General features: G+C 32.9%; 15 protein-coding genes. 8 read left to right on the top strand and 7 right to left on the bottom strand.

All coding sequences use genetic code 11. The features are described 5' to 3' along the window. Window positions 1-2 precede the first annotated feature (2 nt). The 6 genes from P8K68_RS06610 to P8K68_RS06585 form a co-directional block, all read right to left on the bottom strand. The gene (locus P8K68_RS06610) at window positions 3-2411 is read right to left on the bottom strand and encodes a 3-hydroxyacyl-CoA dehydrogenase/enoyl-CoA hydratase family protein (RefSeq protein ID WP_300248903.1); all 2409 of its coding nucleotides are present in this window, start codon (window positions 2409-2411) and stop codon (window positions 3-5) included. Window positions 2412-2420: 9 nt separating this feature from the next. Next, window positions 2421-2867, bottom strand: coding sequence for a MarR family transcriptional regulator (locus P8K68_RS06605; protein ID WP_300248902.1), 447 nt, complete (start codon window positions 2865-2867; stop codon window positions 2421-2423). A 538-nt stretch (window positions 2868-3405) separates the two neighbouring features. After that, entirely contained in the window at window positions 3406-5175 is a 1770-nt protein-coding gene (locus P8K68_RS06600) for an AMP-dependent synthetase/ligase (RefSeq protein ID WP_300248901.1), read from the bottom strand. A gap of 163 nt (window positions 5176-5338) precedes the next feature. After that, window positions 5339-6433, bottom strand: coding sequence for an IS4 family transposase (locus P8K68_RS06595; RefSeq protein ID WP_300248900.1), 1095 nt, complete (start codon window positions 6431-6433; stop codon window positions 5339-5341). Between the two features lie 124 nt (window positions 6434-6557). Next, the gene (locus P8K68_RS06590; RefSeq protein ID WP_300248899.1) at window positions 6558-7763 is read right to left on the bottom strand and encodes a site-specific integrase; all 1206 of its coding nucleotides are present in this window, start codon (window positions 7761-7763) and stop codon (window positions 6558-6560) included. A gap of 261 nt (window positions 7764-8024) precedes the next feature. Continuing rightward, window positions 8025-9140 carry a Fic family protein gene (locus tag P8K68_RS06585; protein ID WP_300248898.1) on the bottom strand — a complete coding sequence of 372 codons (1116 nt, stop codon included), beginning with the start codon at window positions 9138-9140 and terminating at the stop codon, window positions 8025-8027. A gap of 485 nt (window positions 9141-9625) precedes the next feature. Between P8K68_RS06585 and P8K68_RS06580 the strand changes: the two genes are divergently transcribed. Then, a complete protein-coding gene (locus P8K68_RS06580) occupies window positions 9626-9880 on the top strand; it encodes a hypothetical protein (protein ID WP_300248897.1) in 255 nt (84 codons plus the stop codon). On the opposite strand, the gene P8K68_RS06575 is transcribed toward P8K68_RS06580, so the two are convergent. After that, entirely contained in the window at window positions 9860-10903 is a 1044-nt protein-coding gene (locus P8K68_RS06575; RefSeq protein WP_300248896.1) for a LacI family DNA-binding transcriptional regulator, read from the bottom strand. The two genes, P8K68_RS06580 and P8K68_RS06575, sit on opposite strands and share 21 nt — an antisense overlap. A 156-nt stretch (window positions 10904-11059) precedes the next feature. Here P8K68_RS06575 and P8K68_RS06570 point away from each other — a divergent pair, with 156 nt between their 5' ends. The 7 genes from P8K68_RS06570 (at window position 11060) to P8K68_RS06540 (ending at window position 16283) form a co-directional block, all read left to right on the top strand. Then, window positions 11060-12106, top strand: coding sequence for a sugar kinase (locus tag P8K68_RS06570; RefSeq protein ID WP_300248895.1), 1047 nt, complete (start codon window positions 11060-11062; stop codon window positions 12104-12106). A gap of 91 nt (window positions 12107-12197) precedes the next feature. Continuing rightward, window positions 12198-12866: a bifunctional 4-hydroxy-2-oxoglutarate aldolase/2-dehydro-3-deoxy-phosphogluconate aldolase gene (locus P8K68_RS06565; RefSeq protein ID WP_300248894.1), complete on the top strand. Its 669-nt coding sequence runs from the start codon at window positions 12198-12200 to the stop codon at window positions 12864-12866. A gap of 263 nt (window positions 12867-13129) precedes the next feature. Next, window positions 13130-13984, top strand: a complete 855-nt coding sequence (locus P8K68_RS06560; RefSeq protein ID WP_300248893.1) for an AraC family transcriptional regulator — start codon at window positions 13130-13132, stop codon at window positions 13982-13984. 90 nt (window positions 13985-14074) lie between these two features. Beyond that, entirely contained in the window at window positions 14075-14473 is a 399-nt protein-coding gene (locus tag P8K68_RS06555; protein ID WP_300248892.1) for a DUF5367 family protein, read from the top strand. Window positions 14474-14480: 7 nt separating this feature from the next. Beyond that, entirely contained in the window at window positions 14481-14978 is a 498-nt protein-coding gene (locus P8K68_RS06550) for a DUF1772 domain-containing protein (RefSeq protein ID WP_300248891.1), read from the top strand. A gap of 37 nt (window positions 14979-15015) precedes the next feature. After that, entirely contained in the window at window positions 15016-15858 is an 843-nt protein-coding gene (locus tag P8K68_RS06545) for an NAD(P)H-binding protein (protein ID WP_300248890.1), read from the top strand. A 29-nt stretch (window positions 15859-15887) separates the two neighbouring features. Continuing rightward, a complete protein-coding gene (locus tag P8K68_RS06540) occupies window positions 15888-16283 on the top strand; it encodes a hypothetical protein (RefSeq protein WP_300248889.1) in 396 nt (131 codons plus the stop codon). The last annotated feature ends 255 nt before the right edge of the window (window positions 16284-16538 follow it).

Raw genomic sequence — 16538 nt, 5'->3', positions numbered from 1 at the left:
TCTTAGTTTCTTAAAGGTTTTCCTTTGGTTAACATGTGCTGAATTCTTTCTAAAGTCTTGCGCTCTGTGCAAAGCGAAAGGAAAGCTTCACGTTCTAAGTCTAATAAATATTGCTCGCTAACTAAAGTTGGTTCAGATAAATCTCCACCGGCCATAACGTAAGCTAATTTGTTAGCAATTTTCATATCGTGTTCGCTAATATAATTCGAGTCTTTCATAGCATCGGTTCCTACTAGAAACATACCTAAGGCTTGTTTGCCAAGAACAAGAACATCTTTTCTGCGAATAGGTTGCGTATAGCCCATTTCTGCCATCAATTTGGCATGTTGTTTGGCTACTGCAATTTGTCGGTCTTTATTAACCACCACAATATCTTTTCCTTTTTGAAGCACACCTAAATCGAAAGCTTCATAAGCAGAAGTCGATACTTTGGCCATTCCAATAGTTAGAAAGTACTCCTGTAATGTATTTAATTGCACATCACCTTTTCTAAAAGTATCAGACGCTCTTAATGCCATTTCTTTTGATCCAGCACCTCCAGGAATCACTCCAACTCCAAACTCTACAAGTCCCATATAGGTTTCTGCTGCTGCAACAACTTTATCGGCGTGCATTGATAATTCACAAGCACCACCCAAAGACATGCCGTGTGGGGCAGAAATTGTTGGTATTGATGAATAACGCATACGCATCATGCTATCTTGGAAATATTTAATGGCGCCATTAAGTTCATCATACTCCTGTTCTGCAGCCATCATAAAAATCATACCTATATTTGCACCAACAGAGAAGTTTGCACCTTGATTACCAACTACTAAACCTGCGAAATCTTTTTCAGCAATATCAATCGCCTTATTTAATCCAGCAAGCACATCGCCACCAATGGTATTCATTTTAGATTGGAATTCTAGGTTGAGAATACCATCTCCTAAATCTTCAACAACAACTCCAGAGTTTTTGAATACTTCGTTAGATTTTCTAATATTATCTAATATTATGAAGCTATCTTGTCTAGGAATTTTTTCTTGTGTTTTCTTAGGAATATCATAAGCATATGTTGCTCCGTTTTTTACGGTATAGAAAGAAGAACTTCCTGAAGCAAGCATATCGCTTACCCATGCATTAGGTTCTAAACCTTCAGCTTTCATGATTTCTATTCCAGCTTCAACACCAATAGCATCCCAAATTTGAAAAGGACCATGTTCCCATCCAAACCCAGCTTTCATAGCATCATCAATCTTATATAAGTCATCCGTAATTTCAGGAATTCTATTTGAAACATAAGCAAATAAGGCTGCAAAACTTTTTCTGTAGAATTCACCAGCTTTATCTTTTCCGTTCACTAGTACTTTGAAACGGTCAACAACTTTATCTATAGATTTTGTTAACTCTAAGGTGGCAAATTTTGCGCGTTTAGCTGAACGATACTCTAATGTGTTTAAGTCGAGCGTTAAAATTTCCTTTTTACCATCAGCTGACACTTGTTTTTTATAAAATCCTTGCCCAGTTTTACTTCCTAACCATTTATTTTCCATCATACTATTGATGAAATCAGGCAATTTAAACAATTCTAAACGTTCGTCGTTTAAACAGTTCTCTCTAATGCCATTGGCAACGTGAACTAAAGTATCTAATCCAACAACATCAACAGTTCTAAAAGTGGCCGATTTTGGACGACCAATTACTGGACCTGATAATTTGTCAACTTCTTCAACCGTTAAATCTAATTCTTTAACGGCGTGGAATAAACTTTGAATACTAAAAATTCCGATACGGTTTCCAATAAATGCTGGCGTGTCTTTGGCAACTACAGAAGTTTTTCCAAGGAATTGCTCACCATAACCATTTAAGAATTCTAAAACGGAAGCATCGGTTTTTGGTCCTGGAATGATTTCGAATAATTTTAAATAACGTGCTGGGTTAAAAAAGTGAGTCCCGCAGAAATGCTTCTGAAAATCTTCAGATCGCCCTTCACTCATAAATTTAATAGGAATACCAGAGGTGTTACTTGTAATTAAAGTTCCGGTTGTTCTATATTTTTCTAGATTTTCAAAAACCTGTTGTTTAATATCTAAACGCTCAACAACAACTTCCATTATCCAATCAACCCCTGAAACTTTAGCAATATCATCTTCAAGATTTCCCGTAGTAATTCTGCTTGCAAAATCTTGATGATAAATAGGAGAGGGTTTAGATTTTAATGACGCAGTCAGAGCATCATTTACTAGTCTGTTTCTAACTCCTTTATCTTCTAAAGTTAAGCCTTTTGCTTTTTCTTTATCATTTAGTTCTCTAGGAACGATATCTAATAATAATACATCGACGCCAATATTTGCGAAATGACATGCAATGCCACTTCCCATAATTCCAGAGCCAATAATGGCTATTTTTTTTATTCTTCGTTTGCTCATTTTAATATTTTAACTATCAGATTGATTGTATATTTTTTTATTACAAACCAGGTCATTAATAACTTCGGATACTTCGTAAAAATGCATTAATTGCTCTTCGGAGACATTGTTTTTTATGGCTTCATTAAATAACAGAACTTTGTCTTTTGAATAATCTCTTTTTTCTATACCAAAGTCGGTTAGCGATATAATAACGCCACGACCATCATTAGGATTAGGTTTTCTTATAATTAAACCCTTTTTTTCCATTGTTTTTAATAATCTAGAAAGACTAGTGGCTTCCATCCCCATTTTTGGCCCTAAGGCAGTTGAGGGTGTTCCTTTTTCAGGGTCGATACTCAATAAAGTAAATCCTGTTGCCATAGTGCTATCAAATTTTGAGGCTTCCTCATTATACATTTTTTGTACTGTTAACCAAGTAGTTCTGAGAACATAGTCGATGGTTTTTTCTTTCATTTTTTTAGATTGGTGAGCTCAAATATAATAAAAAATACTATGCGTGCATAGTATTTTTTATAAAATTATAATTGTTTTTTCAAATAAGAGAATATCGATTGAAAAATGAGAAATTTTCGAAACATATTACGACCCTAATTTTCTGTTAACTGCTCCAATCAATCCGCTTTTTATTGTTGTCATAACAATAGGGAGACGAAGGTACAAGGCTACTAATTCCATTTTTGAATAAATGTACATCGCTAAATTAAAAAAATAATCGGGCAAATCATCCAAATATGCCACCAGCTCTGACTCCAGAAATAGTGGTTGTAGTTTTTGACTGATTAGTGTAAATATATGCCAAGAATAGTCCAAAAATTAAGCAACCTAAAAATATGAATAACAACGTATTGGGGTTTTCTTCAGGTTGTGGAAATGTATCTTTAAAAATAATAAATTACATTTTAGACTATTATTAGGGCTAGCTTTATTTCGTTATATACTATTCAGTATCTGCTAATAAATAGTGTTTTATTTTGCCACTGTTTTTAAGTGGTTATGGGCGATAAATATTTTCAATCAAATTATGATACATGTTTTTTATAACATCTCTTTTCATTTTCAAAGTAGGCGTCAGATGTCCGCCATCAATAGACCAAACTTCGGGAGTTAATTTAAAAACTTTTATTTGCTCCCATTTACCAAATTTTTGGTTGCATTTATTAACTTCTTTTTGGATTCTTTTTTGGATAACATCAGAATTAGCAATGTCTTCAAAAGAATTGCCGATAGGATATTTTTTATGCTCAATCCATTCTTTTACAAATTCAAAATTTGGTTGAATTAGTGCTGCGGGCATTTTTTCTCCCTCACCAATAATCATAATTTGTTCTATGAAACGAGATTGTTTTAGATCGTTTTCAAGAAGTGTAGGCACAATATATTTACCTCCCGAAGTTTTAAACATTTCTTTTTTACGTCCTGTAATTTTTAAAAAACCATCCGTATCAATTTCACCTTTATCACCAGTATGAAAATAATCGCCAGTCATCACGCTGGCAGTTTTTTCTGGGTCTTTGTAGTACCCCATCATTATGTTTGGCCCTTTACAAAGTATTTCGCCGTCGTCAGCTATTTTTACTTCACATTTATCAAGTACTCTCCCTACAGAACCTATTTTCCAACCTCTATTTCTTCTATCACTAACTGTAACACCAGGGGATGTTTCAGTAAGGCCATAACATTCCATTATTGGCATATTTGCAGCTCCAAATAAATGTCCTAGTCTAGGTTGTAATGCAGCACTACCAGAGGCCATAAAAACGATATTGCCTCCCATAGCTTCTTGCCATTTGCTAAAAATTAATTTTCTAGCAATAGCTAGTTTTAATTCATACCACCAGCCATTTTGTTTATAGGGTTGGAATGTTGCCCCGAGATCTACAGCCCAAAAAAACAGTTTTCTTTTTATCCCAGTTAATTCTTCGGCTTTAGCCATAATTTTGTCATATACTTTTTCTATCAATCTGGGAACAACGGTTATAACATTTGGTTTTACTTCTTTTAAATTGTCGCCAATTTTATCTATACTTTCTGCAAAATAGATAGATATACTACAATATTGGCATACATATAAAAATACCCGCTCAAAGATGTGGCAAACAGGAAGAAAGCTGAGTGTTTTATCATTAGGTTTTAAAGGAAATCTTTTTGATACCGCAAATACATTAGAAACAATATTCCAATGAGAAAGCATAACGCCTTTGGGTTTTCCTGTAGTGCCCGAAGTATAAATAATGGTAGCTAAATCTATTGATTTTACTTCGTCTTTTCGTGTATCTAATTCATTTTGATTAGAGTTGTCTTTTCCAAGTTCAAATAATTCAGAATAATTTTTGCATCCCTTAATCGTATCAAAAGAAAAAACATCTTTTAATCCTGTTTTAGATTTAATCTTATTTATTTTTTCTAAAACGTCATCATCAGAAACAAAGCAATAAATAGATTCGCTATGGTTTAAAATATATTCGTAATCTTCTGGACTAATTGTTGGGTAAATAGGCACGGTTTGAGCTCCAGTTTGTAAAACACCAATGTCGGTAATATTCCATTCTGTTCTATTACTTGAAGAGATTATAGCTATTTTGTCATCCTTTTTAACACCAAGTTTTAGTAAAGCTCTACTTAAAGCATTTGCTTTATTTAAATAGTCTTTAGTATTTGTTTCAATCCATTTTCCATTATATTTAGTTACTAAGGCAGCTTCTAATGGAGCATTTTCCATTTGATAATAAGGAAAATCGAATAATCTTGTTACTTCTATCATAAATTGTACTATAAAGTCCAGTTATTGCAAAGTATGAAAATAAATGTGATTTTCAAATAATATATATTTTTGGGTAGATTGTTATGAGTTATAAAGCATTATTCAAAAAAACGGGATATGATAATTACTTTTATTAAAAATGAGTTAAAATTATAAAATACTTCTAAGTACATGACAAAAAATGGAATATATTAGTATTCATTTGATTTTCAGTGTTTAACAATACACTAGCTAAGAAAGAGAGCCCATGTTTAAAAATACTTTTAGCTTTTCTGCCATGTTTTTTGATTGTAATAGGGTTAATTTGATGTAGGTGTATTCCAATTTTATAACACCAAACAAAAGCAATGATTACCAACAAGATTAACTTTTCAATTCTATCAATATCTTTCAAGTGTGTTTTTTCTATATCAAACCCACTGGATTTCATAGCTTTAAAAGACATTTCAATCTGCCACCGCTGTTTATAATGCTGTTGAGCTTTTTCAGGTTTGTTAAACGATATAATGATCAAGAAACCTTGTTTCCCATTTCTATTATTGAGCCTGCAACCCGATAAGTAACAGAGTTGTCCATTGACCCGTACAATTTTGTTGTAATACACAAACTCATTAGGTTTAAACCTATCAAACAAATGGGAAGCCTTAATTTCTTTGTTCTTGTGAGGTATGAATACTTTAAAGTTATTACGGATACGGATGTAGTACCTAATATTGTTTCGGTTAAGAAACCCTAGCCATTGTTCGCCTACAAATTCCCTGTCGGCGACGATAGACTCAATGACATCCTTACCAAAAAGGCGGATAAACTTATTGACCAGTTCAATACGTTCACCACTGTTGGAGTTGCCTCGCTTGTCGAGCATGGTAAACAACAAGGGAAAAGCAACACCCTTATAAACAATACCGAGCATAAAGATATTAATGTTGGTCTGCCCAAACTTCCAGTTGGTCCTATCTATGCTCAGGATTAATTTGCCCTGCTTAGGGAGCAGGTTAAAAACAAGACGTGCTATAAGGTCGGGATCTAAACTGTAGTTTGCAATAAACCGCTGTATGCGCCTTAAAGAAGACTCGGGACTTGCCTGAGTATCAAAGGCATTGGCTAATTTCTCAAAAGTAACGGTCTGTACTTTACAAAGGGCAACGATAAAGTGGGAAATGAGCTTTACCCTAGCTAAATTCAGCTTTCCTTGAAAATGAGTATTCAGAATAGAAGTTAATTCACTATTTTTAGTGACAGCATTGGTTTTCTTCATTAGAAAAATAAGTGGAATTATTCATCTAATATACTGAAAATCAATGCTTTAACCTAATTAATCAATGCTTAATTTATTGAAAATCAATGAATTATATTTTTGTCATGTACTAAAAATTTGCTCATTAAAAATTAATTACACTATCCAAAGCATCATCGGCATCTTTGTGAATAAAGTTTGCTTGATAGCGAATGGTAGTTGTTACTGAAGAATGACGATATAATTTTTGCAGCATCTGAATAGGGATTTTATCCCCAGATATATTACCGAAACTATGTCTTGCGATGTGCATACTGATATTCTTTTTAATTCCCAATTGCTTAGCAGCAATCTTTAACCTTCTGTTTACATTTCGAGTGATTGATTGTGTTCTTTTCGAAATTTCCTCAGTATTATTAAGGTCTATATCCCTCAATTGAGGAAACACTAGTCCATTGCTTTCTGATTCATCCTTATAGTTATTGAATATTTCAGTTGCCTTCTCAGGAACTTTAAGTGAAACCAGTTTACTATTTTTATTCATTCTATAAAGCAGTCTGCCATCATTAAAATCCGTCCACTTTAATTGAAGGACATCACCAACCCGAATACCAGCAAAATAAAAACTGATTAGCCAAATATGAATTGCTTTTTGTTGAGCTTCTGTAATATCTTGAGCATTTTCTAACTTTTGTATTTCATCAGAAGTAAAGCCTATTTTTTGAGATTCAGGAATTCTAATTGTCATTTTGCCTTTACCAAAAGGATATAGCCCTCTGTCCGTAATAGATTCTGCAATAGCAAGATTATAAATTGTTCTGATTAAAATATGGTAGTTTACAACCGTTCTTGGGGAAAGCTTTTTGCTATGTATTAAATAGGTTTCAAATTTCTTTAGTAAGACAACATTTAACTTGTTAAAAGGAAGCACATCCTTACCTAAAAATTCCTTAAACTTTTTTAAACGGCCAAACTCAGTATCATATTGATGATGTTTATTTCTATTTTTAAGATTTTTAAGGTGCATATTGGCAACAACAAAGAAATCAAATCCCTTGTTTTCTAATATCTTGTTTCTAATTTCTGCAACTGATTCGTACTCCGGTTTCATTTCAGATTTTAAAACCTTATCATTAGCTTCTGCAACTTTACTGACAATAAAATTATTGAGCACCTTTGAGTTTGGATGGGACTTCCGAACGTTACGATTTTTTTCGTCCCAAAATTTTTCATCAATATATTGTCCAGTATTTAGGAAAGAACTTTTACGGTCTTTAGTTATCCGTATAGCAATAGGGAACCGTCCAGCTTTATTCTTCTTTTTTCTCAAAACTACTCTTACCGTTGCCATATTAAAACTATTAGATTATAAAGATAATCATTTCAGGTACAACATAGGTGCAACATTTGTTGGTTTTGTTTACTATTATTTGATATTAAATAATATTAATCATTACTTAATACGTTGTATTTCAGTGTATTTGCACTAGTTTAGCATACAAGTATCAAACACTCATAACCCGAAGGTCACTGGTTCGAGTCCAGTTCCCGCTACAAAGTAAAATCAAGCCTTCGCAGAAATGTGAAGGCTTTTTTTATATTAATTTGTAAATTAATGTTTAATATTCAGCCAGTACCGAGTACTCTTTAATTCACCAGTTTTAACAAATATTTTTTTGTCCACCATGTCTTTTAAATCACGTGTAGCAGTAGAAGCAGAGGTTTTAGCTATTTTGGTATAGTTATCAGCACTTAAACCACCATCAAATCCTTGATGGCCTGCATCAAAAATACGTGTAACAACTTTTAGTTGTCGTTCGTTCATAAGCGTATTATAGCGATCAAAGAATTTTGCTTTTTCAATTAAAAAATCAATAAGTTTTAGAGTGTCCTCTTGTGCATCTAATATGGTTTGTCCGAAGTATAGCAGCCATTCTGTAATCTCTAGATCCTTATTATTGTTCTCTAATGCGTTATAGTATGCTTTTTTATTGCGTTCTATAGTTTTTGATAGTGATATAAGCGCAGGTTGTCCTATACTTTGTGCTATAGATTTTTCGGTGAGTGCACGTGCAATTCGTCCGTTACCATCTTCAAATGGGTGTATACATACAAAATAGAGATGTGTAATACCTGCCTTTGCAAGTGGTAATACGTTTTTTCCTGTCTTAGAATTTGAAGTATTAAACCAAGATATAAACTGCTTCATTGCTACTCGCATATTTTTTGATGGTGGCGCTTCAAAATGGACTGTTGGTTTATCTAAGCGTCCAGAGACTACTTGCATAGGATCTACATGTGTTCGGTATGTACCAATATCGGTTAGATCTTGTCTACCGTTGGTAAGCATTTTATGCCAATTAAATAGCTGTTGCTGCGTTAGCTGTTTGTTAAAATTTTTATGTAAATCAACCATCATTTCTGAAATACCAAATTCGGCAGGAGCTATTCGTTTTTTATCAACTTTTAATCCTAAATTTTTTTTAATAGACGATTGTATACTGTCTCTATCGAGATACTCCCCTTCAATTTCAGAAGTCTTTAGCGCTTCGTTAGATAATATCTCAATAATCAATTGTTCCTTTGCATTTTCATTGACGTGTTTAAAAGTGCCTAAAACAGTTCCTGTATTTTTAGAGAATTTTAATTCTAAGTCATTAAGTGCATCTTCGTTATAAGAAAAATGAGGCCATTCGATCTGTTGCCAATTCCAAATATTGCGTGCCATGAGCTATAAATATTATTTTTATAGCTCAAATATAAGTATTTTTTGAGCTATAAAGAGTGTTTTTATAGCCCAAAATTAAAATTACAGATTTTCAATGACTTTGTTTTTAAATAATAACCAGTTAAAAAAGTGCTAGGTTTTATGTCAAGAAGAATAATGTATTACAAATTTTAGCATGTAATATATTCATAGTTATTTCTATATTTGATATCAAAATAATTATAAATCAGAGTACACACTTTCGTACACGATTTTATTAAAACAAGGCATAAAAAGCATTAAATTCAGATTTATTACAGTATTCAACCATTTTTATTGGTGGTGTTAATGAGATAAATGAAGTTTTAGGAAGCGATTATAATAATTCTAATGAGGATTTTATAGAGGCCAGTAAACATTTAATAAAAGAGTTTCCTACCATTAAAAAAATATTTGATAAAATTAGAACGCCCATTAATGCGTCTTGGCATAAAATACGTTCTCGAATGTGGAATGGTTATGAATTTAGAGAAACTATGGATTTAGATATTACTCACATAGTGGACAGAATTGGAACAGGAGACGCTTACGCTGCTGGATTGATTTATGGTTTGCAATATTTTGAGGATTATAAAGCCATGGAGTTTGGAGCTGCAGCAAGCGCATTAAAACACACATATGAAGGGGATGTAAACTTTTCTTCCGTAAATGAAGTGATGAGCATTTTAGAAGGTAATACCTCATGTAGATTTAACAGGTGATTTTTTATTGGAAGAATCTCGAATAATCAATTCGGCATCTAAAATAATTTTATTTAAAGTCTGTTTCATATCCGTTGTTTTCGCATGTTCTAGAAATGTTTTAGCGGCTTGCTTTCCTATTTCTCCACTATGTTGCTTTATACTTGATATGGTGGGAGTTACCATAGACGTAAAAGGTTCGTTTCCAAAACCAACTAAGGCGATGTCTTGTGGAACCTTAATATTTTGCTCATTTAAAACTTGTAAAGCACCTAATGCCGCATAATCACCTGCAACATAAACCGCATCAGGTCTGTTTTTAAGAGATAATAAATGGATCATTTTTTCTCTGCCATCTTCGGTTGTAAGACTACTTTCTAAAAGAAGTTCTTCATCTAAAGGTAATTTGTTTTTTTTCAAAGCATCGATATAACCTCTAATTCTATTATTAAATATTCGAGTGTGTTTATAACCACCAATGTGTGCAATACGTTTACAGTCTTGCTCTACTAAATGGTTAATAATCATATGACTGCTATCATAATCATTAATGCCAATATAATCTACATTGAGATCATTTTCACCACGGTCAAATAAAATTAAAGGAATCCCTTTAGATTTAATTTTTTCGTAATATTCTAAGTCTGTGGTCTCATTTGCCATAGAAGCGATAATACCATCAACTTGAGTAAACAATAGGGTATCAATGTTATTGCACTCCTTTCTAAAAGATTCATTTGACTGAGTTATTATAATATTATATCCTTCTTTATTTAAAACTTCTTCAATATTTTGAATAACTGATGAAAAAAAATTACTATTTGTTTTCGGGACAATAACCCCAACTAAGTTACTTTTTCCTTTACGCAATGCACTTGCTAGATGATTAGGTTGATAATTTAAGTTTTTAGCAACTTGTCTTACTGCTATTTTTGTTTTTTTACTAATCCTAGAATCGTCATGTAAAGCTTTTGATACGGCAGCTGGAGAAATATTTAGCACGTTTGCAATATCTTTTATAGTAGTTTTCTTTTTTTTATTCAATTTTTTTATATATTTGCTTAAACGTTTAAGCAAATATATTGTTTTAGTTTATGTAATCAAAACTCTCCTTTTAATTATTTGAGTTTTGATTTATTTTTTTAAAAAATGCTTAAACGATTAAGCAAAACTAATTAATTTTAAATAAGACCTATTAAAATGAGTAAAGTAGTAACATTTGGAGAAATCATGTTAAGATTAGCTCCGCACGGATTTTTAAGATTTTCTCAATCCACATCTTTTGATGTTATATATGGAGGCGGAGAAAGCAATGTAGCAGTATCTTTAGCAAACTATGGCGTTCCTGTAGATTTTGTAACACGTTTACCAAAAAATGATATTGGAGAATGTGCTTTAATGGAAATGCGAAAAAGAGGAGTAGGAACAGATAAGATTATTTACGGAGGAGACCGTTTAGGAATTTATTTCTTAGAAACTGGAGCTGTAAATCGTGGAAGTAAGGTTGTATATGATCGTGCACATTCTGCTATGGCAGAAATTGAAGCGGGTATGGTAGATTGGGATGCTGCATTTGAAGGTGCTGACTGGTTTCACTGGACGGGTATTACACCAGCTATTTCTCAAGGTGCTGCTGATGCGTGTTTAGAAGCTGTAAAAGTGGCGAGTGCCAAAGGTTTAACTATTTCTACAGATTTAAATTACCGTCAAAAATTATGGGGATATTGTGATGATGCGCATAGGGAAACTGTGATGACTGAATTAACATCTTATTGTGACATTATACTAGGTAACGAAGAAGATGCTGAAAAGCATTTTGGAATCAAACCAGAAGGTTTGGATATTACTACGCAAGGTGAGCATGTTAAAGGAGCTGCTTTCCTATCAGTTTGTGATCAAATGCTTAAAAAATTTCCAAGAGCTAAAAAGGTAATTACAACGTTAAGAGGTTCAATCTCTGCATCTCATAACACTTGGGCAGGTGTTTTATATGATGGTAAAACATTATTTGAATCTCCCCAATATCAAATCACCGATATTGTAGATAGAGTAGGTGGAGGAGATTCCTTTATGGGAGGCCTTATTTATGGTTTGATAGAGTATCAAGGAGACGATCAAAAAGCACTAAACTTTGCGGTAGCTGCATCATGTCTTAAACATACCATTAAAGGAGATGCTAACTTATCTTCAATAGATGAAGTTAAAAAACTTATGGGAGGAGATTCATCTGGTAGAGTAGCAAGATAGTATAAGTGTTTAATAATCAAACAATAAAATTAATTATTTGATTTGACTGTTTGACAACTACACAAATAAAAAAAATAAACATTTAGAAAAAATGGCACAATTTTCAAGATTAGAAGTAGCGCAAGCAATGAAAGACACAGGAATGATTCCTTTGTTCTTTAGTAATGATTTAGAATTAAGCAAACATATTTTAAAAGCTTGCTATGATGGCGGGGCACGTTTAATGGAGTTTACCGCTCGTGGTGATTTTGCTCATGAAGTTTTTGGAGAGCTTACCAAATACGCCATTAAAGAATTACCAGGAATGATAATGGGCGTAGGTTCGGTGACTGATGCAGCAGCAGCTTCCTTATATATGCAATTAGGAGCTAACTTTATTGTGACTCCTGTATTAAGAGAAGATATTGCCATAGTGTGTAATAGGCGAAAAGTATTATGGTCTCCTGGTTGTGGTACGTTAACAGAAATAGCAAGAGCAGAAGAATTAGGATGCGAAATTGTTAAATTATTTCCTGGAGATATTTATGGACCACAGTTTGTTAAAGGTATAAAAGGGCCGCAACCTTGGACTAGTATTATGCCAACAGGAGGTGTTTCTCCAACACAAGAAAATCTAAAAGGATGGTTTGATGCTGGGGTTACTTGTGTGGGTATGGGATCAAAATTAATATCTAAAAGCATTGTTGCTAATAAAGATTATGCAAAACTTGAACAGGATGTTAAAAATGCCTTAGATATTATCAAATCCGTTAGAGGATAATGATAAGATTGTTTTTGATAAAAAAGATACATAGTATTTTTTAATTGCAAAAAGTCAAATTAAGTTTAAGACCTTTTAGCAGAAAAGATATATTTATAATTGAGCACTAAACTGCATAATGAACATGTGGATCATTTTTATTGAAATGCCTATAAATTAGGTGAGAGATAGTGCATATATTCGAGTATAATTTTATAATGTTATAAAGTTAGTCAAACTGGTCATGTTTCAAATTTAAACAGAATATTGTTTAAATTTGAAACATGACCAGAGACTTTATACACATTAATGATTTTACAATACTTGTTGAAGAAGCTTCATCCGAAAGCGTTTCTGTAGATTCTTGCCGTTTTGATGAGCCTGTTATAGCGGTTGCTTTTTATGGTTCAGGGGATGTTGATTTGACCGTTAAATACGGTAAGAAACAAAAAGAATTTCAGTATACAAGAGGATTAGCATTATCTTTTTATGGTGATACTGAAGTTGAGTTTATGCATACGGTGTCTCGAGAAAAACCACTACAGTGTATTTTAATTGCCACATCTTTAAGAAATTTAGATAAACTTCCCAATGAAGAAGGAGAGATTTTTGCAACCTTAATGAATGAGTTGGTAAATCCATCCGATCATTATGTTGAAGGCCCCAGTTTTTTTATGACTCCAGAAATGCAGTCTATCGTAGATTCTTTATTTAATATTGAATATGAAGGAAAAACTAAAATGATGTTTTTTAGAAGTCAGATTACAGCTTTACTGTCTCATTTTTTTGGTCAATTAGCGTTATTAAAAACCGAAAAAATAAAGACTAATGAGCGAGAAAAGTTGAATCAAGTTAAAGATATATTACTTCAAAATATTGAAAATCCGCCGTCTTTAACCGAAATCTCAAAGCAAATAGGCCTAAACACCTTCAAACTAAAAAAAGAATTTAAAGCTTATTTTGGCGTTCCTGTATTTAAATATCTTCAAAATGAGCGCCTTACATTAGCTCATAAAATGATTAGAAATCAACAGATGACTGTTCAAGAAGCCTCATGGCATGTGGGTTACGATAGCCTCAGTTCATTTTCTAATGCTTTCGAAAAAAAGTTTGGTTATCGTCCAAGCCAGATTAAGTAGCAACTTTTCGAACAAATCATAATCCCTTTACGACAAACCATTCTTTTGTCTTCCTTATAATTTTGTCTTGTAATTAAAACTTATATAGACATGAAAACTCAACGCGCCATTTTATTAGGTATAGCCATTTGGATAATCGCTATACTATTTTATTCAATTTCCTATGCCATACCCATTTTAGAAAATCTAGACACACAAGCCAATGTTGTTTTGTTTGTTGTTGTGATGCCATTAGTTTGGTTCGGATGTTATTTCTATTATAAAAAGGATAACAAAACCCATGGTCTTAAAGTGGGACAAACATTCTTACTCACTGCTGTTGCTTTAGATGCACTTATTACAGTGCCCCTTTTTGTGATGCCTAATGGTGGAAGTCATTATAGCTTTTTTACATCTGTAGGATTCTGGATTATTGCTTTTGAATTTCTACTTGTAGCCAGTTTATACTGGTATGCTCGAGTGTATTCTAAAAACTTAATTTCAAAATAATAGCATTATGGACTCTATGAATCAACATATCGCATCAATTGTTCTCGTCTTGTTAACAGGTCTATCAGCAGGTTTGTGTTTTACATGGTCTAATGCAATAACACCAGGAATTGGTAGACTAGATGACTTCGTTTATTTAAGAGCATTTCAACAGATGAATAGAAGCATTATAAGCCCATTGTTTATCATCGTATTCTTTGGTCCATTCTTCTTAGGTATCATCAATCTATACCTGTTTAAAAATGCATCAAGTGCAATAATTTGGTTATTGATTTTTGCCATTGCTCTCTACTTTTTTGGAGTGCTATTGGTTACCATTTTTGGAAATGTTCCACTTAATGAGCTTTTAGATAAAACGGATTTAAGCAACGCTAGTTTAGAGGACTTGAGAATACTTCGAGAGCAGTTTGAAGATAAATGGAATCGTTTGCATTTAATCAGAACAGTTACTGCAATTACTTCATTTATAATACTCATAATAAGCTTAGTTCAAAACACAAAATAATAACATAACATAATCAAATCATATAAATATATAAATCATGAAAAACAAAAGTAACATTTTAGTCATTGGCGGAACGGGAAAAACGGGTCGCAAAGTAGCAAGTAAATTAATAGCATTAGGACACAACGTTAGAATTGGTTCTAGATCCGCATCACCAGCATTTGATTGGGATAACCCAGAAACATGGACGGAAGCTATGCAAGGTATGGATAAAGTATACATCACTTTCCAACCCGATTTAGCAGTGCCAGGAGCCTTAGAAGCCATAGAAGAGCTTACGAAGCAAGCAAAACGATGTGATGTAAAAAAAATGGTATTGCTATCAGGAAAAGGAGAAAGAGAAGCTGAGCTTTGTGAGCAAGTGGTTATGCATTCAGGATTAGACTATACGATTGTTCGTGCCAGTTGGTTTAATCAAAATTTTAGTGAGAGCTTTTTCCTAGAGCCCATACTAGAAGGATTTGTCGCCTTACCACAGGCAGGTGTCAAAGTCCCTTATGTGGATACAGATGATATTGCCGACGTTGCTGTTGTCACCTTATTAAATGATGAACACAACGGAAAAACCTATCAACTAACAGGACCAAGATCACTCACTTTTAAAGACGTTGTTGAAGAAATATCTGAGGTTACTAGCAGAGATATCGCTTTCACTCCAATTGCTTTACCAGCTTACGTAAACGTAATGAAGCAACAGGGCGTACCGGATGATTTTGTTTGGTTAATTGAATATTTATTCTCTGAAGTTCTAGGTAATCCAACCAATTCTGAAATTACTAATGATATAGAGCTTGTATTAGGCAGGAAGCCAAAAGATTTTTCAGACTATGTTAAAGAAACCGCTGCAACAGGAGTTTGGAATCCTAAGGTTTTAGCTTAATAAAATGTCATCAATCAAAAACGAATGTTATGATACATCTAACAAGATTAATAGTATTACTTATTATTTTAATTATTTTCAATTCGACTATTTATGCTCAACAAAATACCGATAGCATTCGAGTAGTTAATGAAGCCATAAAAATGATTGATTTTTCCAATCCAGAATTTAAATCTGCATTTGTTCCAAATATGGATAACAAAACCATTGCAGATATGGGTTTTGAGCAACCTAATACATCAGCTGTTTTAAAGTTTAAAAAGAGAGATGGGATTCAAATTCATGGACAAAAATATCAGTATGACTCTAATAAAAAAGTGTTATTGTTACATGGGACTTTAGCGAATAGCTATACCTATAATAAAATGGCGGGATTATTAAGGGAAGCTACACAAGCAAAGGTTATTGCAGTTGATTTTGGGTAAACGGAAACTTATTTAAAAGTTTTATTAACTAGTTGAATTGCGTGTCAGAGCCCGACATTATTTTTTTTAGTCCATTATTTCCTGATAAATCACTACTATTTTATTTTGAATATCTTCTGTTAAGTATCAAGCTTATATAGATATTTAAACGCTTGATTAAGCTAATAAGTCTTAAAAGAAATAACTATAGCTTTTATAAACATGACTGAAGTCATCAAATAATGACTTCATAATAAATAAATTAGTACTTTAAAT

The sequence above is a fragment of the Algibacter sp. genome (genome assembly GCF_029245835.1).
Lineage (GTDB): Bacteria > Bacteroidota > Bacteroidia > Flavobacteriales > Flavobacteriaceae > Algibacter_B.
The sequence above is the reverse complement of the archived record's forward strand: the minus strand, read 5'-3'. Positions and strand labels throughout refer to the sequence as shown.